General features: G+C 66.5%; 23 protein-coding genes. 13 read left to right on the forward strand and 10 right to left on the reverse strand.

Annotated elements, in window-relative coordinates; all coding sequences use genetic code 11:
• Positions 1–20 precede the first annotated feature (20 nt).
• Positions 21–674, forward strand: coding sequence for a DUF1345 domain-containing protein (locus A5658_RS14075; RefSeq protein ID WP_067335820.1), 654 nt, complete (start codon positions 21–23; stop codon positions 672–674).
• On the opposite strand, the gene A5658_RS14080 is transcribed toward A5658_RS14075, so the two are convergent.
• The 5 genes from A5658_RS14080 to A5658_RS14100 form a co-directional block, all read right to left on the reverse strand.
• Entirely contained in the window at positions 671–1,234 is a 564-nt protein-coding gene (locus A5658_RS14080) for a hypothetical protein (RefSeq protein ID WP_067335823.1), read from the reverse strand. The two genes, A5658_RS14075 and A5658_RS14080, sit on opposite strands and share 4 nt — an antisense overlap.
• A 65-nt stretch (positions 1,235–1,299) precedes the next feature.
• Positions 1,300–1,572: a hypothetical protein gene (locus A5658_RS28805; RefSeq protein ID WP_231997322.1), complete on the reverse strand. Its 273-nt coding sequence runs from the start codon at positions 1,570–1,572 to the stop codon at positions 1,300–1,302.
• A 199-nt stretch (positions 1,573–1,771) separates the two neighbouring features.
• On the reverse strand, positions 1,772–2,425 hold the full coding sequence (locus A5658_RS14090) for an enoyl-CoA hydratase/isomerase family protein (protein WP_067335826.1): 654 nt from the start codon (positions 2,423–2,425) through the stop codon (positions 1,772–1,774).
• A gap of 12 nt (positions 2,426–2,437) precedes the next feature.
• Positions 2,438–3,043: a TetR/AcrR family transcriptional regulator gene (locus A5658_RS14095; protein WP_067335828.1), complete on the reverse strand. Its 606-nt coding sequence runs from the start codon at positions 3,041–3,043 to the stop codon at positions 2,438–2,440.
• A 30-nt stretch (positions 3,044–3,073) separates the two neighbouring features.
• The gene (locus A5658_RS14100) at positions 3,074–4,540 is read right to left on the reverse strand and encodes an amino acid permease (RefSeq protein WP_067335831.1); all 1,467 of its coding nucleotides are present in this window, start codon (positions 4,538–4,540) and stop codon (positions 3,074–3,076) included.
• Between the two features lie 266 nt (positions 4,541–4,806).
• Between A5658_RS14100 and dnaK the strand changes: the two genes are divergently transcribed.
• The 4 genes from dnaK to A5658_RS14120 are packed head-to-tail and all read left to right on the forward strand — an operon-like array spanning position 4,807 to position 8,892.
• Positions 4,807–6,663 (forward strand): molecular chaperone DnaK, encoded by a 1,857-nt coding sequence (gene dnaK / locus A5658_RS14105; RefSeq protein WP_067335911.1) that lies wholly within the window; start codon positions 4,807–4,809, stop codon positions 6,661–6,663.
• Positions 6,660–7,304, forward strand: a complete 645-nt coding sequence (grpE, locus tag A5658_RS14110) for a nucleotide exchange factor GrpE (RefSeq protein WP_067335834.1) — start codon at positions 6,660–6,662, stop codon at positions 7,302–7,304. The genes dnaK and grpE overlap by 4 nt, the downstream gene beginning before the upstream one ends.
• A 41-nt stretch (positions 7,305–7,345) precedes the next feature.
• Positions 7,346–8,521, forward strand: coding sequence for a molecular chaperone DnaJ (gene dnaJ, locus A5658_RS14115; RefSeq protein WP_067335837.1), 1,176 nt, complete (start codon positions 7,346–7,348; stop codon positions 8,519–8,521).
• A complete protein-coding gene (locus tag A5658_RS14120) occupies positions 8,521–8,892 on the forward strand; it encodes a heat shock protein transcriptional repressor HspR (protein ID WP_067335840.1) in 372 nt (123 codons plus the stop codon). The genes dnaJ and A5658_RS14120 overlap by 1 nt, the downstream gene beginning before the upstream one ends.
• 11 nt (positions 8,893–8,903) lie before the next feature.
• Here the strand turns inward: A5658_RS14120 and A5658_RS14125 are convergent, their stop codons facing one another.
• The 3 genes from A5658_RS14125 to A5658_RS14135 all read right to left on the reverse strand — a co-directional run bounded on the left by A5658_RS14125 (position 8,904) and on the right by A5658_RS14135 (position 11,732).
• Positions 8,904–9,794 (reverse strand): aldose 1-epimerase, encoded by an 891-nt coding sequence (locus tag A5658_RS14125; RefSeq protein WP_067335843.1) that lies wholly within the window; start codon positions 9,792–9,794, stop codon positions 8,904–8,906.
• 66 nt (positions 9,795–9,860) lie between these two features.
• Complete coding sequence (locus A5658_RS14130) at positions 9,861–11,024, reverse strand: FAD-binding oxidoreductase (protein ID WP_067335847.1); 1,164 nt, start codon at positions 11,022–11,024, stop codon at positions 9,861–9,863.
• 33 nt (positions 11,025–11,057) lie between these two features.
• Positions 11,058–11,732, reverse strand: coding sequence for a GAP family protein (locus tag A5658_RS14135; protein WP_067335850.1), 675 nt, complete (start codon positions 11,730–11,732; stop codon positions 11,058–11,060).
• Positions 11,733–11,811: 79 nt separating this feature from the next.
• Here A5658_RS14135 and A5658_RS14140 point away from each other — a divergent pair, with 79 nt between their 5' ends.
• Both A5658_RS14140 and A5658_RS14145 read left to right on the forward strand, forming a co-directional pair.
• Positions 11,812–12,165, forward strand: a complete 354-nt coding sequence (locus A5658_RS14140) for a helix-turn-helix transcriptional regulator (RefSeq protein ID WP_067335914.1) — start codon at positions 11,812–11,814, stop codon at positions 12,163–12,165.
• Positions 12,162–12,611, forward strand: a complete 450-nt coding sequence (locus A5658_RS14145) for an SRPBCC domain-containing protein (protein WP_067335853.1) — start codon at positions 12,162–12,164, stop codon at positions 12,609–12,611. Before A5658_RS14140 ends, A5658_RS14145 begins: the two co-directional genes overlap by 4 nt.
• Positions 12,612–12,644: 33 nt before the next feature.
• On the opposite strand, the gene A5658_RS14150 is transcribed toward A5658_RS14145, so the two are convergent.
• On the reverse strand, positions 12,645–12,971 hold the full coding sequence (locus A5658_RS14150) for a hypothetical protein (RefSeq protein WP_067335856.1): 327 nt from the start codon (positions 12,969–12,971) through the stop codon (positions 12,645–12,647).
• A gap of 267 nt (positions 12,972–13,238) precedes the next feature.
• On the opposite strand from A5658_RS14150, the gene clpB reads away from it, so the two are divergent.
• The 6 genes from clpB to A5658_RS14180 all read left to right on the forward strand — a co-directional run bounded on the left by clpB (position 13,239) and on the right by A5658_RS14180 (position 19,726).
• Entirely contained in the window at positions 13,239–15,785 is a 2,547-nt protein-coding gene (clpB, locus tag A5658_RS14155; protein ID WP_067335859.1) for an ATP-dependent chaperone ClpB, read from the forward strand.
• 163 nt (positions 15,786–15,948) lie between these two features.
• Positions 15,949–16,797: a trehalose monomycolate transport factor TtfA gene (gene ttfA / locus A5658_RS14160; protein ID WP_067335862.1), complete on the forward strand. Its 849-nt coding sequence runs from the start codon at positions 15,949–15,951 to the stop codon at positions 16,795–16,797.
• A 35-nt stretch (positions 16,798–16,832) separates the two neighbouring features.
• Positions 16,833–17,609 carry an SDR family oxidoreductase gene (locus tag A5658_RS14165; protein WP_067335865.1) on the forward strand — a complete coding sequence of 259 codons (777 nt, stop codon included), beginning with the start codon at positions 16,833–16,835 and terminating at the stop codon, positions 17,607–17,609.
• Complete coding sequence (gene pyrE, locus A5658_RS14170) at positions 17,596–18,135, forward strand: orotate phosphoribosyltransferase (protein ID WP_067335869.1); 540 nt, start codon at positions 17,596–17,598, stop codon at positions 18,133–18,135. Before A5658_RS14165 ends, pyrE begins: the two co-directional genes overlap by 14 nt.
• Positions 18,136–18,140: 5 nt before the next feature.
• The gene (locus A5658_RS14175) at positions 18,141–19,031 is read left to right on the forward strand and encodes a hypothetical protein (RefSeq protein ID WP_067335873.1); all 891 of its coding nucleotides are present in this window, start codon (positions 18,141–18,143) and stop codon (positions 19,029–19,031) included.
• Positions 19,032–19,117: 86 nt separating this feature from the next.
• Positions 19,118–19,726, forward strand: a complete 609-nt coding sequence (locus A5658_RS14180; protein ID WP_067335876.1) for an RNA methyltransferase — start codon at positions 19,118–19,120, stop codon at positions 19,724–19,726.
• A 7-nt stretch (positions 19,727–19,733) separates the two neighbouring features.
• Here A5658_RS14180 and A5658_RS14185 read toward each other — a convergent pair whose 3' ends face one another.
• The gene (locus tag A5658_RS14185; RefSeq protein WP_067335879.1) at positions 19,734–20,987 is read right to left on the reverse strand and encodes a cytochrome P450; all 1,254 of its coding nucleotides are present in this window, start codon (positions 20,985–20,987) and stop codon (positions 19,734–19,736) included.
• Between the last annotated feature and the right edge of the window lie 49 nt (positions 20,988–21,036).

The raw sequence follows: 21,036 nt of genomic DNA on the forward strand, positions 1-21,036 counted from the left end.
CTCGTGGTTAGGTCAGCATCGTGAACTCCCTCGCGAAGCATTTCCGCGACACCGTCGCAGTCCGGATTCTGGGTTCGGTGGTGCTCGGTGTCGTCGTCGCCCTCGTGGTGGGTAACACCGCCGGGTGGCGATTCGCGCTCGCCGGTTGGGTGGCCGCCGCGGCTCTGTATGTCGTTTGGACCCGATGCATCCTGAGTGGGATGGATGCCGAGCAGACGCGTCGATGGGTGACCCGGGAGGACCCGACCCGTGGGGTCGCCGACGTGGTCATCCTGACGGCGAGCTTGGCGAGCCTGCTGGGCGTCGGCTACGTGGTGGCCGCGGGATCGAAACTGTCCGGCAATGGCGCGCTCGAGGCGGCGGTGGTCGGGATCCTGACCGTCAGTGCGTCGTGGTTCGCGGTGCACACCTTGTTCACCGTGCATTACGCGCGGCTCTACTACTCAGATGAACCGGGCGGCATCAACTTTCACGATCCCAACCCGCCGCGCTTTCGGGACTTTGCGTACCTCGCCTACACGATCGGCATGACGTTCCAGGTGTCCGACACCGAGATCTGCTTGACGTCGATCAGGGCGACGGTTTTGCGGCACGCGCTGCTGTCGTATCTGCTGGGCGCGGTGATCTTGGCGGTCACGGTCAACCTGATCGCGGGGCTCGGCTCGCGAATCTAGTAGGTGTCGACCTTTTCGATGCTGACGAACATCCCGTGGCCGGTGCGCTGGTTGGTGAACCGGGTACCGCTCTCGGTGGCCGCGATCGTCCAACCGACCGCGTCGTAGGTCTTGTAATCGATGGGCACGGTGGGGATGTCGCCGAGATTGCCCACCACCCATTGCACTTCGCCGGCGGCGGTGATGTTGACGCCGTTGGCCTTTTCGCCTTCTTCGGTTGGCGCATTGGTGAACGGCGCCTCGCAGCCGACGCTGTCGGCGTCGAGCTGACAGCGCGTCTGACCTGACTTGGTCTCGATGAACACGCGGCCGTTCGCGTCAGGCTGCAACGGGATCGCCCCGGCCGGAGGTGCGCCGCTCGGCGGCGCGGGCTGCGAAGCGGTCGACGACGGGGTCGACGGCTTGGTCGTCGGGAACGACGGCTCGGTGGGCCCCTTGCTCGGCGAAGCCACTGGGCTACCGGGCGTCGTCGAGTGGCATCCGCTGATCAGCGCAGCGCTCAGCAGCAGGCCGACCAGTAGCCGGCCGCTGGGGTGGGTGGGCACGTCGCGCAGAAACATCGCAGAAGCAGCGTACGCAGGAGTCGACACTAGTGGCCGCAGTGACGCGCCCTGTTGCGCGGTTATTACGACAAGGCCGCGTAGGCGTCGGATAACGCGCGCAGCTGGGCGGCGCCGTCACCGCTGAACGAAGCCCCGTGCATCAGCGCCAGCGTGCGTGGCGCCAGTTGCGCCAACTCCTCCAAGGTAGGAGCAAGGTTGGTGGTCAGGCCAGTGGCATGGAACAACTCTTCAGCCGCTAAAGCCGGTGCCACACAATCGGATTCGGTGAGCGCCGGGCATCGACCCGTATGCGTGAACAGGTCGCCGGCCAACAGGATGGAGGTGGTTTCGTCCAATCAGAGCCCGCTTTCCCAGTTGTGCGGCACGTGCGGGTCGCGATGAAACGGAGCCGGTATCCGCCAATGTCGTGCGGGTCAGGGTCTACCGCGATCGGCGGCCGATCGCACAGGTCGTTCAGCGAGAGCAAGCAGGCCAGCGGGCTGTGGATGACTTCGGCGTGGTGTGCCGCGGCGAGCAGCATGTTCATTGCAAACGTCAAGCAAGCAATGTCTTCGCTGCGGGTCCGAACATCGTTTGCTTGATGGCACCCAGCGTGCCCTGGTCCTTGCCGTTGAGGGGGCGCAGGAGATCGACGGCCCCGGCTGTGACCGCGCCCTCGCCCGCGACGGCGTCGACGATGCCGAACCCCAAAGCATCTTCGCCGCCGAAGCGTCGTCCGGTGGTCATCGAGGCAACCGTTGCCTGCGGCGTCAGCTTGGCCTGGATCAGCGCGGCCATGCCCGGCGTGAACGGGATGCGGATGTCGACCTCGGGGAAGCAGAAGTAGCCGCGGTCGGAGCGCATCACCCGGAAGTCGTGCGCGACCGCGAGCATCGCGCCGGCGCCGAACGCGTGGCCGACTAACGCCGCCGCGGTCGGAATCGGCAGCGTGAGGAATCGGGCCAGCATGCCCTGCACTCGCCCGACATACCACTCGGTTCGATCGCCGTGTGCGGACAGCCAATCCAGGTCGAGACCGTTGGAGTAGAACTTGCCGCCGCCGGTGGTCACCACCCCCTGGGCGCCGGAAGCGACCAACTCGTCGAGGTGGCCGTCCATCTCGTCGAGAAACTCTGGTGAGAAACGGTTTTCGTCGTCGCCGAGATCGAGCACGGCGATCTTGTCGTCGTGTGTCAGCGTGATTGTCATTGGCTTCCTTTCCTACAGCGGTGGTGGTCCGACGTCGAGAACCGCGCGCACCGACGCCCGCAGGTGCTCGCGGGCCGTCGGGTTGGCCAATCGATTGCGGCTCAACACGATCCCGGTCGGTAGATCGACGATGCAGGTGGTGATCGAGTCGACGGCATGCGCATCCTTGCGGCCCCACAGCGCGTCGGCGAGTCGGATCATCATGCCGATCAGCAGCCGCTGAAGATCGTGGAGTTCGGCGGCGACCTCGTCGGGTAGGTCTGAGTTCAGGAGTTCTTCGCGGGATACCGCCCACAGCACCGCGGAGGACGCAGGGTGCTGCTCGGCGAAGACGGCCGGGGCTTCTGCGGCCGCCACTACAGCGGCCCGCGTGTCTCCGTCCGCCAGTGCCTGGTCGACCAACCCGTGTTGCAGGGTGAAAAACCGCCGTGCGGCGCGTATCCAGGCGCGGCCCATCAGCCCCGAGCGCGACTCAAACGTGTGGTACAGCGCGCCGTTGGACACGCCGACGGCATTGCTGACCGCACGAATCGTGACCGCGGCGGGCCCGGATGCCACGGTCAACGACTCGACGGCGTCCAAAACCTCATCGGGCTCGTATACGCGGGGGCGGGGCACCCGGAAAACTATAACAGAGCGTCTGCTCTATTACTCCTGGGCCAGCTCCGTGACGTCGGCGGTGGGCTCGCCGAGTCCGGCCGCGCTGACGCGGTCGCGAACCAGGAACCAGCCGCCGATCAGGGCGGGAACGGCGGCCACCAGCGCCGCAATGACCCAGGGTCCCTTGTGGGGGTCGAGCGCCATCAGCACCAGCACGCCCACCAGGAACGCCAGCGTCACATAGCCGCTGTAGGGGGCGAGCGGCATCCGGAAGTCGGGCCGCTGCAGCGTTCCGGCCTTCACCATGCGGTAGAACCGGAGTTGGCAGAGCACGATCGTCGCCCAGGCCGCCAGCACGCCCACGGCGGCGATGTTGAGCACGATTTCGAAGGCCTCGCTCGGTTTGACCGCGTTGAGTACGACGCCGAACAGTCCGATGGTCGCGGTCAGCAGGATTCCACCATATGGCACACCGTTTTTCGACATCCGAGCGGTGAACTTCGGGCCGCTGCCGTTTACCGACATCGACCGAAGAATCCGGCCGGTGGAATACAGTCCGGCGTTCAGGCTGGAGAACGCGGCGGTGAGGACCACCATGTTCATCACCGAGCCGGCGCCGCTGAAACCGATGTGCGAGAAGAAGGTGACGAACGGGCTCTCGCCGTGCTTGTATGTGGTGTAGGGGAGCAGCATCGCCAGCAAAAGCACTGAACCGCAATAGAATACAGCAATCCGGGCGATCACCGAGTTGATCGCTCTCGGCATGACTTTCTCGGGGTTCGCGGTTTCCCCGGCCGCAGTGCCTACCAATTCGACTGCGGCGTAAGCGAATATCACTCCTGACGTGACGAGCACCAGCGGCAGCAGGCCGGTCGGCAAAAACCCGCCATGGTCGGTCCACAGGCTGGGCCCGGTGGTCCTGCCCTCGATCTTGAAGCGGCCGGCCAGGAAGATGATGCCGACGACCAGGAAAGTCACCAGGGCGATCACCTTGATCAGTGCCGCCCAGAACTCGAACTCGCCGAATGCCTTCACCGAGATCAGGTTGACCGACACCACCGCGGCCAGGGCGACGAGCGCGAGCGTCCACTGCGGGACCGCCTGAAACGCCGTCCAGTAATGGAAATAGCTCGCGATCGCGGTGCTGTCGACGATGGCCGCCATCGCCCAGTTCAGGAAGTACATCCAGCCGGCGACGAAAGCCACCTTCTCCCCGAAGAACTCCCGCGCGTAGGAGACGAATGACCCCGATGCCGGACGATGCAGCACCAGTTCACCGAGCGCCCGCAGAATCAAGAACACGAAGCCGCCACAGATCCCGTAGATCAGAAACAGGCCGGGCCCCGCGGATGCGAGCCGGGCTCCCGCGCCCATGAACAGCCCGGTCCCGATCGCGCCGCCGATCGCGATCATCTGCATCTGCCGGTTGGTGAGATCGTGGTGGTAGCCCGCGTCTTCGCGGGCCACCGCCGGCGCGTTGACGGCTGCCGAGTGGGGCGTGGGCGGCGTTGACATCGAGTTCCTATCGTCGTGTCTTGGTGCAACGCAGCGACGCGGGCACATCCGTTACGGGGCTGGATCGCGAAACTATCCCACGGTGTGATGTCCGCCTCAACCGCGCGGGAACAAACTCTTGGGTGTACTCGTTGAGCCGTCTGACAACCTTGAGTGACTTAGACTCAACCTTGGTTTGACAGCGGCACTCCGCAGCAGGCAAGGTTGAGCCAGGTTCACTCAGTAACGTAGTGCCTACCAAGCTCGAATATCAGGGAGGATTCACCATGGCTCGTGCGGTCGGTATCGACCTCGGGACCACCAACTCCGTCGTCGCGGTTCTCGAGGGTGGCGACCCCGTCGTCGTCGCAAACTCAGAGGGTGCAAGGACGACTCCATCCGTCGTGGCGTTCGCGCGCAACGGCGAGGTGCTGGTCGGTCAGCCCGCCAAGAACCAGGCGGTGACCAACGTCGACCGCACCATTCGTTCGGTCAAACGACACATGGGCACCGACTGGTCGGTGGAGATCGACGGAAAGCACTACACCGCGCAGGAGATCAGCGCTCGCGTTCTGCAGAAGCTGAAGCGCGACGCGGAAAGCTACCTCGGTGAGGACATCACCGACGCGGTGATCACCGTGCCCGCGTACTTCAACGACGCTCAGCGCCAGGCCACCAAGGAGGCCGGCCAGATCGCCGGCCTGAACGTGCTGCGGATCGTCAACGAGCCGACCGCGGCGGCGTTGGCCTACGGCTTGGACAAGGGCGAGAAGGAACAGACCATCCTGGTCTTCGACCTCGGCGGTGGCACCTTCGACGTGTCGTTGCTGGAGATCGGCGACGGTGTCGTGGAGGTCCGGGCTACCTCCGGTGACAACCACCTCGGTGGTGACGACTGGGACGACCGCATCGTCAGCTGGCTGGTCGAGAAGTTCAAGGGCACCGCGGGCATCGACCTGACCAAGGACAAGATGGCCATGCAGCGGCTGCGGGAAGCGGCCGAGAAGGCCAAGATCGAGTTGAGCTCGAGTCAGAGCACCTCGATCAACCTGCCCTACATCACCGTCGACGCCGACAAGAACCCGCTGTTCCTCGACGAGCAGCTGACCCGCGCCGAATTCCAGAAGATCACCCAGGACCTGCTCGACCGCACGCGGCAGCCGTTCCAGTCGGTGATCAAGGACGCCGGTATCGCGGTGTCGGAGATCGACCACGTGGTGTTGGTGGGTGGTTCCACCCGCATGCCCGCGGTGACCGACCTGGTCAAGGAACTCACCGGCGGCAAGGAGCCCAACAAGGGCGTCAACCCCGACGAGGTCGTCGCCGTCGGAGCCGCACTGCAGGCCGGTGTGCTCAAGGGTGAGGTGAAAGATGTTCTGCTGCTTGACGTTACGCCGCTGAGCCTTGGCATCGAAACCAAGGGTGGCGTGATGACCAAGCTGATCGAGCGCAACACCACCATTCCGACCAAGCGGTCGGAGACCTTCACCACTGCCGACGACAACCAGCCGTCGGTGCAGATCCAGGTCTTCCAGGGTGAGCGCGAAATCGCCTCGCACAACAAGCTGCTCGGCTCCTTCGAGCTGACCGGTATCCCGCCGGCCCCGCGCGGCGTCCCTCAGATCGAGGTCACCTTCGACATCGACGCCAACGGCATCGTGCACGTCACGGCCAAGGACAAGGGCACCGGCAAGGAGAACACGATCAAGATCCAGGAGGGCTCCGGCCTGTCCAAGGAGGAGATCGACCGGATGATCAAGGACGCCGAGGCGCACGCGGACGAAGACCGCAAGCGTCGCGAGGAGGCGGACGTTCGCAACCAGGCCGAGACGCTGGTCTACCAGACGGAGAAGTTCGTCACCGAACAGCGCAGTGCCGAAGGCGGATCCAAGGTCCCCGAGGACACGTTGAACAAGGTCGACGCCGCGGTGGCCGAAGCCAAGACGGCTTTGGAAGGCACCGACATCGGCGCCATCAAGGCGGCGATGGAGAAGCTGGGCCAGGAGTCGCAGGCTCTGGGACAGGCCATCTACGAAGCCACCCAGGCTGAGCAGGCCGCCGGCGGCGCAGGCGAGCCGGGCCACGCCGGAGCCGACGATGTTGTCGACGCGGAGGTCGTCGACGATGACCGGGAGGGCCAGTGACAGAAGGCAACCCAGACGAACCGGTAATCGTCACTGACAAGCGACGGATCGACCCCGAGACCGGCGAGGTACGCCATTCCGGCGCCGGTGCCGCCCCCGCGGGGGCGGCACCGGACGCGCCGGCCGCGGGCGATCAGGTTGCCGAGCTGACCGCCGATCTACAGCGGGTGCAGGCCGATTTCGCCAACTACCGCAAGCGGGCGCTGCGTGATCAGGAAGCCAGCGCCGAGCGGGCCAAGGCCGCGGTGGTCAGCCAGTTGCTGGGCGTGCTCGACGATCTCGAGCGTGCGCGCAGCCACGGCGACCTGGATTCGGGTCCGCTGAAGTCGGTGGCCGACAAGTTGGTCGGTGCACTGACCGGGCTCGGACTGACGGCCTTCGCGGCCGAGGGCGACGACTTCGACCCGGCGCTGCACGAGGCCGTTCAGCACGAAGGCGATGGCGGTAACGACTCCAAGCCGGTGATCGGGCACGTGATGCGACAGGGTTACAAGCTCGGCGAGCAGGTGCTGCGGCACGCGCTGGTCGGTGTCGTCGACACCGTCGCGGATGACTCGGACAATTCCGGGACCACCGACACGGGCGATAACGACGCGAACGAGGGTGAGCACCACGCAGAATCAGAACCGTCGGAGAAATAGCGACGGATTCGAACGACGAATGGCGAAGGAGGTGACGCAAGGTGGCTCAACGCGAATGGGTAGAGAAGGACTTCTACAAGGAGCTGGGCGTCTCCTCTGACGCCAGCGCCAAAGAGATCAAGACGGCGTATCGCAAGTTGGCGTCCGACTTGCACCCGGACAAAAATCCGGCCGGGGCGGAACGATTCAAGGCGGTGTCCGAGGCGTACAGCGTGTTGTCCGATGAGGCAAAGCGCAAGGAGTACGACGAAACCCGTCGGCTCTTCGCGGGTGGCGGATTCGGTCGGCGCTTCAACGGTGGCGCTGGAGCCGGCGACTTCGTCGGTGGCTTCGGCGGAGACGGCGCTGAGTTCAACCTCAACGACCTGTTCGACGCGGCTGGCCGCAGCGGCGGCAGCAACATCGGCGACTTGTTCGGTGGATTGTTCGGCCGTGGCGCTCAACCGCGGCCCAGCCGACCGCGTCGCGGCAACGACCTGGAAACCGAAACCGAGCTGGACTTCCTGGAAGCCACCAAGGGCGTCGCGATGCCGTTGCGGCTGACCAGTCCGGCGCCGTGCACCAACTGCCACGGCAGTGGGGCGCGGCCGGGCACCAGCCCCAAGGTCTGCCCGACGTGTAACGGCTCGGGCGTAATCAACCGTAACCAAGGCGCTTTCGGCTTTTCCGAGCCGTGCACCGACTGCCGTGGCAGCGGGTCGATCATCGAGCACCCCTGCGACGAGTGCAAGGGAACCGGTGTCACCACCCGGACTCGCACGATCAACGTGCGCATTCCGCCGGGCGTCGAAGACGGCCAGCGGATCCGGTTGGCCGGCCAGGGCGAAGCCGGTCTGCGGGGCGCCCCGTCCGGCGACCTGTACGTCACCGTGCATGTGCGGCCGGACAAGGTGTTCGGTCGTGACGGCGATGATCTCACCGTCACGGTTCCAGTTAGCTTCAGCGAATTAGCACTGGGCACAACGCTTTCCGTTCCCACGCTGGATGGCAAGGTCGGTGTCCGGGTGCCCAAGGGGACGACCGACGGTCGGATCTTGCGGGTCCGCGGCCGTGGGGTGCCCAAGCGTTCCGGTGGTCAGGGCGATTTGCTGGTCACCGTGAAAGTCGCTGTGCCGCCGAACCTGGAGGGCGCCGCGGAAGAAGCGCTCGAAGCCTACGCGGCCGCGGAGCGGTCCAGTGGCTTCGATCCCCGCGCTGGATGGGCTGGTAACCGCTGATGGCCAAAAAGGACGAGGCGAGAACGTTTCTGATCTCGGTGGCCGCCGAGCTGGCCGGTATGCACGCGCAGACGTTGCGTACCTACGACCGGCTCGGCTTGGTCAGTCCCAGCCGAAGTTCCGGTGGGGGACGGCGCTATTCGCAGCATGATGTGGACCTGCTCCGCGAAGTGCAGCGGCTTTCTCAGGACGAAGGCGTCAATCTCGCAGGCATTAAACGGATTATCGAGTTGACCAATCAGGTCGAGGCACTGCAGTCCCGATTGAAAGAGATGGCCGCCGAGATCGAGGTGTTGCGGGACAACCAGCGTCGTGACCTCGCGGTGGTGCCCAAGAGCACCGCTGTGGTGGTCTGGAAACCGCGCCGCTAGTTTTCGCGTCGCTACACGCGGATCGAGAACTGGGCGACGCCCCAGTCGCCCGGCTGAACCGACGGATAGCCACCGCGCCGTAACGCGTCGGTCGGGGCGGTCATCGGCTCGAAGCACACCACGCTCTCGCCGGGCGGTGCGAAGATCTGGGCCGCGGAATAGCCCTCCTCGAAATGGACCTCGATGCGGCGGCCTCCGCCGGACACCGCGAACGCCGAGCCGTCGGCAACCTGGTCGTATCCGTCATCAAAAGTGTCGTCGCCCAGCGGTTCACAGAGGGCGGGCTGGACGACCGCGTCACCGGTGGGCAGCCCTTTGTCGTCGAGCGTCAGATGTCGCATCGCCGGTGTCTCGATCATCCACTGATCGCGTGGCACATCGGGCAACTGAAGGTATGGATGAAAACCGAAACACAGGGGCACCGGGGATTCCCCAGTCGGCGTCACCGCAACCCGCAGCCGCAACGTCCGGTCGAACAGCGTGACGGTCAGCGACAGTCGATGCGGAAACGGAAAACTGGCGAGCAGTTCTTCGTCCCTGGTGAAGTCGACCTCGGCGGTGATCTCGTGACCCGACTCGTGCGTCACCCGCCAGTTCGGAAACGCGGCGAGCACACCGTGGATCGGAAGGCCGTTGGGATCCGTCCGCACCCCGTATTCGCCGTCGGTCAGCGTGACGGTCTTCCCTAGGGCTTCGTATGTGTTGGCGCCCAGCCGATTTGCCCACGGGTACAACAGCGGGATGCCCATCGTCTTCCCGTTGGACACATAGGCGTCGAGTCCGCGGCGCTGTCCGAGTAGTTCGACGCCCGAGTCGGTCATCGAGATGCCGATCATGCCGGCCTCCGGGACGAACTGGGCGTCGACTTCGGATGACGGATCGCTCAGCGTGACTATGCGCACGATCCGAGCCTAGGCTATCTGAGCCGACTCCTCCTCAGACCGCTTCGCGGTCTGCATCGTCGTCGCCTAGCGGGACAATGGGTCGTGCTGAATACGCTCCGGTGGCGCACCTTTGGCGATCAGCGCATCTTTGGTGGCGCGCACCATGTCCGGTCCGCCGCAGATCAGGATCTGGCGATCGCCCCAATTGCCGTATCGGGTGACGACGTCCATCAACATGCCGGTCTGTCGCACGTGAAGTCCCCGCGGCGGTGTCACGTCGGGATAGTCGGCGGCCCACGCCGGATCGCCGCTGAATTCGGAGACCGGCGTCACCGACAACCATGGACTGTTCGCCGCGATATGCCACAACGTTTGTAGGTCATACAGCTCGCACGGGTAGCGGCCGCCGAAAAACAGGTGTATCCGCGGGTTTTCGCCCCACCGGGTGAGGTCCATGATGATCGAGCGCAGCGGGGCGAGCCCGGTGCTACCCGCGACCATCAGCACGTCGCCGCCGGCACGGTCGATCTGTAGGGCGCCGTGTGGGCTGGACAGCCGCCACCGGTCGCCGGACCGCGTCTCGTTGACGATGGCATTGCTGACCAGGCCACCCGACACCGCGCGGACGTGAAACTCGACCGCGCCGGTGTCGTCCGGCGGGATGGCCGGCGTCAGGTATCGCCATCGCCGCGGGCACTGCGGCACGGCGACGTTGACGTACTGGCCGGCGTGGTAAGGCATCGGAGTGTCCAGTTGCAGCCGGACCACCGCCAGGTCGCGGGACACCCGAAGGTGTTCGACCACCGTGCCGTCCCACCATGCCGGTCCTTCTTCGGCCTCGGCGGCCCCGCTCATCACCCCGGTGATCAGGTTCAGCGATTGCTGGGCGGCGGTCTCGACGGCGTCGGTCCAGACGTCGGCCAGCGCGTCGCGCAACGTCGCATACAGCGCCTGCCCCAGGGTTTGGTAGTGCTCGGGCAGCACCCCGTACTTGCGATGGTCACGGCCCAGTTGGGCCAGAAACGCCACCGGTTCCTCCGAGCGTTGAGCGACCAACTCGCCGTAGATCCATTTCAACGCCTGCGCGAAGGCGGCCCGCTGAGCTGCCATATCGGGCGGGAACAGGTCGCGCGGCGACACGTCGAAGGAGAACCAGCGGGTGTAGAAGCGGCCGATGAGCCCGTTGCCGTCGTCCGAGTCGAGGGCGGCATGCAATACCGCCAGCGCATCGGGGTCGTTGAGGCTCACGGCCGCCGATTTTATGCCTGGCCGCGCCGCGTCCTAGGAGAGCGCGTTGACGCCGTGGTACAGCACCATCCCGCCGATCAGGACCAGGACCGCGGCGAGCATCGCGGCGTTGTTCTTTTCCATCCACTCTTTGAGCCGCGCCATCGGGGCGTCCAGGCGGTGACCGGCGGCGACGTAGGCCAGGACCGGGATCGCGACGGTGGATGCCGCGACCGCGACGTAGATCGCCCCCGTGACCACCTCGCCGGTCCTGCCGAGGTTGGCGCTGCCGATGGCCAGACCGGCCAGCGCGCACATGGTCAGCACCTCGACCCGCACCACCGTCAACGCCAACCCGAAGACCGCACCCCGACCGGGTGTGAGGGTTTCGAAGGATCGCATCCACTTCGGTGACTCGGTGTGGCCCTTGCGGGTCAGCCAGCGGTAGATGCCGAACGCGATCAGCGCCAGCCCCAGCACCACGCGCGTCCACGACGCCCACGCCGGCGGCTTGCCGTGCAGTCCGGTCAGAGCGTCGGAGGACGCAATGAATCCGGCGGTCAACGCAACCAACCCCAGAAGCCAACCGCCGAAAAAGCCGAGACCGGTCGGCCGGGGCCGTGGCGTCTGCAACACCAGCACGGCCGGGATGACCGACAACGGTGAGATCGAGACGACGAGCGCCAATGGAATCAGCGTGGCCAGCAGGGAAACCCAACTTCCTGTCACGGCTGAATCTTCGCATCGTGCGGCGCCTGATGCGGTACGAACTTGACAGGTAGGGAAAATCCTACCTAATATGGCCGGCATGCCAGCGCGGGTGAAGTCCGGACGTACCGATCGGGTGTTCGCCGCGCTCGCCAACCCGACGCGTCGGGACATCCTCGACATGCTGCTCGGTGGCGAACTCACCGTGCTTGCGCTCGCGGAGCGTTTCGACATGGCCCGCCCGAGCGTGTCGGAGCACCTGAAGGTGCTGCGGGACTGCGGACTGGTCGCCGAGGACAAGCACGGCAGATTCCGGCATTACCGGGTCAATCCCGAACCACTGCAAGAGATTTCAACCTGGCTCAGTCCACACGAACGGTATTGGCGCGAGCGGCTGACCGCATTGGGTGAGGTGCTCGACGACATCAGCGATGAAGGGGAAACGACACCATGACCGAAACCGCCGCCGACCAGCGAATTTTCGAGGTAGATCAGTTTTATCCCCATCCCCCGCAACGGGTCTGGCGCGCGCTCACCACACCAGAACTGATGGCGCGTTGGCTGATGGAGCCCACCGGATTCGCCCCTGTGGTCGGGACGCGGTTCACCTTCCACACCGAGCCCATGCCCGCCGCCGACTTCTCTGGCGAGATCGCGTGCCAGGTAATGGAATTGGTGGAAGGCGAGCGGCTCACCATCACCTGGACCGACGCTCATACCGGTCGACCGGACGGCTGGCTGGTGTCGTGGACATTGCGTGCCGAGGGGAAAGGTACGCGAGTCATTCTGCGGCACAGTGGTTTCGACCCCGACGACGAAATTCAAAAGCGGGCGCGCACCATCATGGGCAACGGCTGGGTTCGCATTGCCGCCCAGCTCGGCTCGGTGCTCGACGATTAACGCTTCCGCTGCTCGGTTGAATGGCGCCGCGTCTCAGCGGGCTCGTCGCGAGCCCGCGTCGTTGCGTCGCAGGGTCCACGCCGGCACCCAGTGTGTGACGGTCTTGCGCTTGGACCCGTAGGCGATCGGATAGGTGACCAGCCCCCACCAGTCGCCCTGCTCGCAGATTCCCCAGCAGCTCAGCCGGCCCTCGACAACCTTGTGCAACTGCAGACCGTTCGCGTGATACCGCCCGGTGCGGTGCGGCTCGCGGGGAAAGAGAACGGTCAGGTCGATCAGAACCGTGATCGGCGGGCGCACCACCCGAAACGGATTGCGCACCGGCTGCCCGTTGTATCCGATCGACGCGAGGTCGCCCATCGATCGATCATACGTTCGAATACGGTGCCCGGCGAACGGCCCGATCGCGTCAGGGCGGAATCGAGATGATCGGCCCGCCGGGCGCACTTGCCGAATCCGTCGACGTCGCCCGGCGACCGCTCCGATCAGGGTCCTGAGGCACTAGAGCAATCACGAAAAAATAGTTAGAGTTGAGCGGAACAGACTCAACCTTGACGGCGTTGAACAACGCGACGAGCATTTTTGGCGGGCCCCTGCGGCCTGCCCTGAACTTTGAACGGAGGTGTCGTGGACTCTTTCAACCCGACAACCAAGACGCAGGCGGTGCTGACGTCGGCACTCCAGGCGGCGAGTGCCGCCGGCAACCCTGAGATCAGGCCGGCTCACCTACTGCTGGCCCTGCTCACGCAGAACGACGGGATCGCCGCGCCGCTCCTGGAGGCTGTCGGCGTCGAGCCCGCCGCTGTCCGCGCCGAAGCGCAACGGATCCTCGACCGCCTGCCGCAAGCCAGCGGCGCCAACTCCCAACCGCAGCTCTCGCGTGAATCGCTGGCTGCGATCACGACCGCGCAGCAGCTGGCCACCGAGATGGACGACGAATACGTCTCCACCGAACACCTGATGGTCGGGCTGGCCACCGGCGATTCCGACGTCGCCAAGCTGCTCACCGGACACGGGGCCTCGCCCCAAGCGCTGCGTGAGGCGTTCACCCATGTGCGCGGCAGCGCGCGGGTCACCAGCCCCGACCCCGAGGCGACCTACCAGGCGTTGGAGAAGTACTCCACCGACCTGACCGCCCGCGCCCGCGAGGGCAAGCTCGACCCGGTTATCGGGCGGGACAACGAGATTCGTCGCGTCGTCCAGGTGCTGAGCCGTCGCACCAAGAACAACCCGGTGCTGATCGGTGAGCCCGGTGTCGGTAAGACCGCGATCGTGGAGGGCCTGGCCCAGCGCGTCGTCGCCGGAGACGTCCCGGAGAGCCTGCGCGACAAGACCGTCATCAGCCTGGACCTCGGTTCGATGGTGGCCGGCGCCAAGTACCGCGGCGAATTCGAGGAGCGGCTCAAGGCCGTCCTCGACGACATCAAGAACTCCGCCGGACAGATCATCACGTTCATCGACGAGCTGCACACCATCGTCGGCGCCGGTGCGACCGGCGAATCGGCGATGGACGCCGGCAACATGATCAAGCCGATGCTGGCCCGCGGCGAGCTGCGGCTGGTCGGCGCCACGACGCTCGACGAATACCGCAAGTACATCGAGAAGGACGCCGCGTTGGAGCGCCGCTTCCAGCAGGTGTTCGTCGGTGAGCCGTCGGTGGAAGACACCGTCGGCATCCTGCGCGGGCTCAAGGACCGCTACGAGGTGCACCACGGTGTGCGCATCACCGACTCCGCGCTGGTGTCGGCGGCGTCGCTGTCCGACCGCTACATCACCGCCCGCTTCCTGCCGGATAAGGCCATCGACCTGGTCGACGAGGCCGCGTCCCGGCTGCGGATGGAGATCGACTCCCGGCCCGTCGAGATCGACGAGGTCGAGCGCCTGGTGCGCCGCCTCGAGATCGAGGAGATGGCGCTGGCCAATGAATCAGACGACGCATCGCGCGACCGCCTGGAGAAGCTGCGCTCCGAGCTGGCCGACCAGAAGGAGAAGCTGGCCGAGCTAACCGCCAGGTGGCAGAACGAGAAGAACGCCATCGACGTCGTCCGCGAGCTCAAGGAGCAGCTGGAAACGCTTCGCGGCGAATCCGACCGCGCCGAGCGAGACGGCGACCTGGCCAAGGCCGCCGAGCTTCGGTACGGGCGCATCCCGGAAGTCGAGAAGAAGCTCGACGCCGCGGTGCCACAGGCCGAGGCCCGCGAGAACGTGATGCTCAAGGAAGAGGTCGGGCCCGATGACATCGCCGACGTGGTGTCGGCGTGGACGGGCATCCCGGCCGGGCGGCTGCTCGAAGGCGAAACCGCCAAGCTGCTGCGGATGGAAGACGAGCTGGGCAAGCGCGTCGTCGGTCAGCGCAAGGCCGTGCAGGCCGTCTCCGACGCGGTGCGACGCACCCGGGCCGGGGTCGCCGACCCCAACCGCCCCACCGGTTCGTTCCTGTTCCTCGGGCCGACCGGGGTCGGTAAGACCGAACTGGCCAAGGCGCTGGCCGACTTCCTGTTCGACGACGAGCGGGCAATGGTCCGCATCGACATGAGCGAGTACGGCGAGAAGCACTCGGTGGCCCGCCTGGTCGGCGCGCCCCCCGGCTACATCGGTTACGACCAGGGCGGTCAGCTGACCGAAGCGGTCCGCCGCCGGCCGTACACCGTGGTGTTGTTCGACGAGGTGGAAAAGGCGCACCCCGACGTGTTCGACGTGCTGCTGCAGGTGCTCGACGAGGGCCGGCTCACCGACGGGCAGGGCCGTACCGTCGACTTCCGCAACACGATCCTGATCCTGACGTCCAACCTGGGCTCGGGCGGCGACGAGGACATGGTGATGGCGGCGGTGCGCTCGGCATTCAAGCCGGAGTTCATCAACCGGCTCGACGACGTGATCATCTTCGCCGGCCTGGAGCCCGGTGAGCTGGTGCAGATCGTCGACATCCAGCTGGCTCAGTTGCAGAAGCGGCTCGCGCAGCGGCGGCTGCAGCTGGAGGTGTCGCTGCCGGCCAAGCAGTGGTTGGCGCAGCGCGGGTTCGACCCCGTCTACGGCGCCCGTCCGCTGCGCCGGCTGGTGCAGCAGGCCATCGGCGATCAGCTGGCCAAGATGCTGCTGGCCGGCGACGTGCACGACGGCGACGTGGTGCCGGTCAACGTCGGCGCCGGTGGCGACTCGCTGGTGCTCGGCTGATTTCATACCCGCGAGCAGACGCAAAATCGCGCTAGCACGTCCCCGTGTGTGCGATTTTGCGCCTGCTCGCGCGGGATCTACTCGAAGCGGTAGCAAACTTTAATTCTGTTGTGACCTGCTCGCATTCCCGGTCGGGGGCGATGAGCGGTTAGGCTACGTGGCGATGGTTCCGCTTTGGTTCACGCTCTCCGCGCTGTGCTTCGTCGGTGCGGCGGTGTTGCTGTACGTCGACATCGACCGCCGCCGTGGACGAGGACGGCGCCGTAAGTCGTGGGCGCGATCGCACGGATTCGACTACGAGCAGGAATCCACGGAGATCCTCAAGCGCTGGACGCGCGGCGTGATGTCGACCGTCGGCAGCAACATCCCGGCCCGCAACGTCGTGCTGGGCCAGATCCGCGGCGAGGCGGTCTTCATCTTCGACCTCGAAGAAGTCGCCACCGTCATCGCTTTGCACCGGAAGGTCGGCACCAACGTGGTCGTCGACGTGCGGCTCAAAGGCCTCAAAGAGCCTCGCGAGAACGACATTTGGCTACTCGGGGCGATCGGGCCGCGGATGGTGTACTCCACCAACCTGGACGCCGCCCGTCGCGCCTGCGACCGCCGCATGGTCACCTTCGCCCACACCGCGCCCGACTGCGCCGAGATCATGTGGAACGAGCAGAACTGGACGCTGGTCAGCATGCCGATCGGCAGCACTCGCGCCCAGTGGGACGAGGGCCTGCGCACCGTGCGCCAGTTCAACGACCTGCTGCGGGTACTGCCGCCGGTGCCGCAGCCGGCCGGATCGTCCGGCTCTCCGCAGGCGAGCGGCCGCCGCAACGCCTCGCCCAGCCGGCCATTGGCCCCGGCCGGCCGCAGCGAGGCCGCGCAGCGCCAACCCGAAACGTTGTCTCGGGAGAGCGGGACGACGTCGCGCGCGACCGCGACCCCGCCGGCGCCGCGCCAAGAGCCGGTCCGCCGTCCGCCGACCGGTCGTAACGGCCACCAGGCGTCGCATCACCAACGCTGAATCGAAGTCGCGCGGGCGCTAAGTACACTGGCGCCGTGCCTCGCCCCGTCGCCCTGATCACCGGGCCCACTTCAGGTATCGGCGAGGGTTTTGCCCGACGCTATGCCGCCGACGGCTACGACCTGGTGCTGGTATCGCGCGATGCGGATCGGCTCAAGGCTCTGGCCGCCGAGCTGTCCAACGAGGGCGGCCGCAATGTCGAAGTACTGCCCGCCGATCTCGCCGACGCCACCGGCCGCGACACGGTCGCCGAACGGTTGGCCGCCGGCGTCGACGTACTGGTCAACAATGCCGGCATCGGCACCTCCGGCGAATTCTGGACCGCCGACCCCGGCTTGCTACAACGCCAACTCGACGTCAACGTCACCGCGATCATGCAGCTGACCCGGGCCGCGTTGCCGGCGATGATCGACCGCGGCGCCGGCACGATCATCAACGTCTCCAGCGTGGCGGGCCTGCTGTCCGGTCGCGGGTCGACCTACTCGGCGTCCAAGGCGTACGTTGTGTCGTTCACCGAGGGCCTGGCCGTCGGGCTGCGCGGCACCGGCGTCGGGATCCACGTCGTATGTCCGGGCTACGTGCACACCGAGTTCCACGACCGGGCCGGCATCGACATGACCTCGCTGCCGTCGTTCATGTGGCTCCAGGTCGACGATGTAGTGCGGGAAACGTTCGCCGAGGTCGCCCGCGGCAATGTGCTGATCATCCCCGGGCTGCAGTACAAGGTGATCACGACCGCCACCCGGATGGTGCCGCGAACGCTGTCGCGCGCCGCCACCAGTCTCTTCGGGCGGGGCCGTGGTCGCACCTGAGCTTGCCGAATTAGCGCAATTGGTCAGGCAATTGGCGGTAGTGCATGGTCGCGTCACATTGTCGTCGGGCAAAGAAGCCGACTATTACGTCGACCTGCGCCGGGCCACCCTGCATCACCGGGCGGCGCCGCTGATCGGCCAACTGGTCCGAGACCTCACCGCCGACTGGGACTACGCCGCGGTCGGGGGCCTCACCCTGGGTGCCGACCCGGTCGCCACCGCCGTCATGCACGCACCCGGTCGTCCGATCGACGCTTTTGTCGTGCGGAAGTCGGTGAAAACCCATGGGATGCAACGCCTTATCGAAGGTCCGGACATCACCGGCCAGCGGGTGCTGGTGGTCGAGGACACCAGCACCACCGGCGGCTCGGCGCTGACCGCGGTGCGTGCCGTGCTGGAGGCCGGCGCCGAGGTCGTCGGCGTTGCGACGGTCGTCGACCGGGCGACCGGCGCGGCCGAAGCCATTGAGGCCGAGGGCTTTCCGTACCGCAGCGTGCTGGGGCTGGCGGACCTCGGGCTGGGTTAGTCGGCATGCGTACTGTCATCGCGATGATCGCGGCGTTTACGCTGCTGTGCGGATGCTCGAAATCTGCTGCCCACCAACAGGTTTACGGCGCCGGAACCGCGCGCATCGGTGAATCGCTGGCGGTGCTGGGCTGGAACACGTCGATCTCGAACCTGCGCTGGCAAGACGACTACGTGCTCGTCGACGTCGATGCGGCGCCGACCGACCCAGCGAAGCCGCACGCCGATCCGCGCGACATCCGCTTCGGGATGTACGGCGCGCTGGCTCATCCGTTGGAGACCGCCGGCATCGGCAGCTGTGACGGCGTGAAAAATCTTGTCATCCAATCGCTTTCCGCGCCAGGGGGTAACCGGCTGACCGGCACGGTGTGCCTGGGCCCGATGAAGGACCGGGCCGCCGTCCGCGGCGTCTACCTGTATTCGCCCCGCGACCGCATCGCCGACACCACGGCCGCCTACCCGGCGGCCTTCCCGGTCGGGGTGCTGCCGACCAAGGAGAGCGACACCGGCATGGTGGTCAAGACCACCAGCATCGCGGCGTGGCGGGCCGACGGCACGCCACTGAACCAGCAGTCGCTCGGCGATCCGGCGGCGTTCAACGGCAGCGGCTACATGCTGCTCGGTCTGGAGGCCGACACCCTGGCGGCCAAATACCGCGACGACTCCGCCTCCCGCGGCGGGCCGATGATGGTGCTGGTCTCACCGACGCTGCCGCCGCCGGGCCTGAGCCCGGCCTGCGTGGCCTACGGGTCCTCGGTGCTGATCCTGCCCGAGGCCTCGCTGGACGCCGTGCACGTCAATGCCTCGCTCTGCACCCAAGGTGAGGTCAACGACGCGCTGCTCTACGCGACGGTGTCGATCGTCGGCACCCACGCCGCGGTGTGGACGGTCAAGTGAGCGACAGATCTCATGTGCCACTCTCCTCCCCGGACCGTTCCGGTCCGGATCGTCAAGAGGCTGGCCCCACCGAGTGGACGGTCCCGATGGCCGGGGTCGGCCCGTGGCAGGGTCCGCTACCCGACGACCCGCGCTACGACTCCGAGTTGCTCCGCGACGGCGACTCCCGCAACGTCGTCGACGCCTATCGGTACTGGACGCGCGAGGCGATCGTCGCCGACATCGACACCCGTAGACACCCCCTGCACGTGGCGATCGAGAACTTCGGTCAAGACGCCAACATCGGCGGGGTGGTGCGCGCCGCCAATGCGTTCGCCGTCGACACCGTCCACATCGTCGGCCGCCGCCGGTGGAATCGTCGCGGCGCCATGGTCACCGACCGCTACCAGCGGCTGATGCATCATGACGACACCGCCGGACTGCTGAGCTTCGCCGCGGCTGCGGGCCTCACCGTGGTCGCCGTCGACATCGTGCCGGGTGCGGCGCGGTTGGAGCAGACCACGCTGCCCCGCGACTGCCTGCTGCTGTTCGGCCAGGAAGGTCCCGGCATCAGCGACGACGCCCGCGACGGCGCCGCGCTGACGGTCTCGATCGCGCAGTTCGGATCGACCCGCAGCATCAACGTCGCCGTCGCCGCAGGCATTGCGATGCACACCTGGATCAGCCAGCACGCGGACATGACCCGAGCCTGGTGACTCGCTCCTAAGACGCTGTGACGCAGTCGAATTCGATGGGAAGCGTCGAGGGTCCGGTCAGCGCGGTCAACGGCTTCCACGGGGCTGGTCCGGCCTGCCGGGCATTGGGCATGCGCTGCGTCATCACGGTCAACGCCTCGGCGAGTTCGAGCCGCGCCAGGTTCGCGCCCAGGCAGTAGTGCATGCCCGCGCCGAACGTCTGCATCGCGGGCGCGTCGGTGCGGGTGAGGTCGAGCCGCTCGGGATGGTCGTAGACGGCGGGATCCCGGTTAGCCGACGCGGTGTTTGCGACGACCAGCGTGCCGGCCGGGATCACGACTCCGGCGAGCTCGACGTCTTCGAGGGCGACGCGCAGCGTGCCCCAGGCGATGGGGGAGTGCCGCATGGTTTCCTCGACCGCTTTGGCGGCCAACTCGGGGTGCCGGCTCAACAGTTCCCACTGGTCAGGGTGGTCGCAGAGCGCCTGGATCGAGGCCGCAAGCTGGTTGCGCGTCGTGTCGGTGCCGGCGATCAGCAGACCGACCACCAGCATCCGGAGCTCGTCGATGTCGAGGCGATCGCCGTCGTGCTCGGCGCGGATCAGCTCGGAGATCAGGTCGTCGGTCAACGCGTCGCGGCGGTCGGCGACCATCGCGTCGACATAGTCGTCGACGGCCTCCCACGCCGCCAGGATCACGTCCGCCTCTTCCGCGACGTTCCAGCTGAACGCCTTGAAGATGTCGTCCGTCCAGTCCGAGAACAGCTTCCAGTCCGCGGCCGGCGCACCCAGCAGCGCGCAGATGATCGGGATCGGATACTGACGTGCGATATCGGCCACCACGTCGCATCGTCCGGAAAACGCCTGGCGCCCAACGAGATCGGTGATCACGTCGACGACCGTCGAGCGTAGCCGTTCGGTGGCCCGAGGCGTGAAGGCCTTCGAGACCAACCGGCGCAGACGGTGATGCGCCTCCCCATCGAGACTGATCAGATTCGCGGTGACGCGGTCCCAGATCGGCCCGGACGTGATGCCCTGGCCGGCCAGGAACATCCCCTTGGGCATGCGGAACCGCGGGTCGCGCAGCACGCTGTGCACCAGGTCGTAGCGCAGGATTTCGGGGCCGTGGGTACCGATCGCGATCGGCGCGCGGTCGCGGGCCCCCGCGATCAGCCGGTGCGCCTCGAGGGGGTCGTTCAGGTGCTCGTAGGCCAGGATCGGAAGACTCGCGTCGAAGACGCTCGGGCAACTTCGGGTGGAAATCCCCCGAAAGCGTGGAGGCATGCACTATGAGGAGTAGTCATGTCAGAGACGCGCAGGAAGTTCGACCAGG

The sequence above is a fragment of the Mycobacterium sp. 1245111.1 genome (genome assembly GCF_001673405.1).
Taxonomy (GTDB): domain Bacteria; phylum Actinomycetota; class Actinomycetes; order Mycobacteriales; family Mycobacteriaceae; genus Mycobacterium.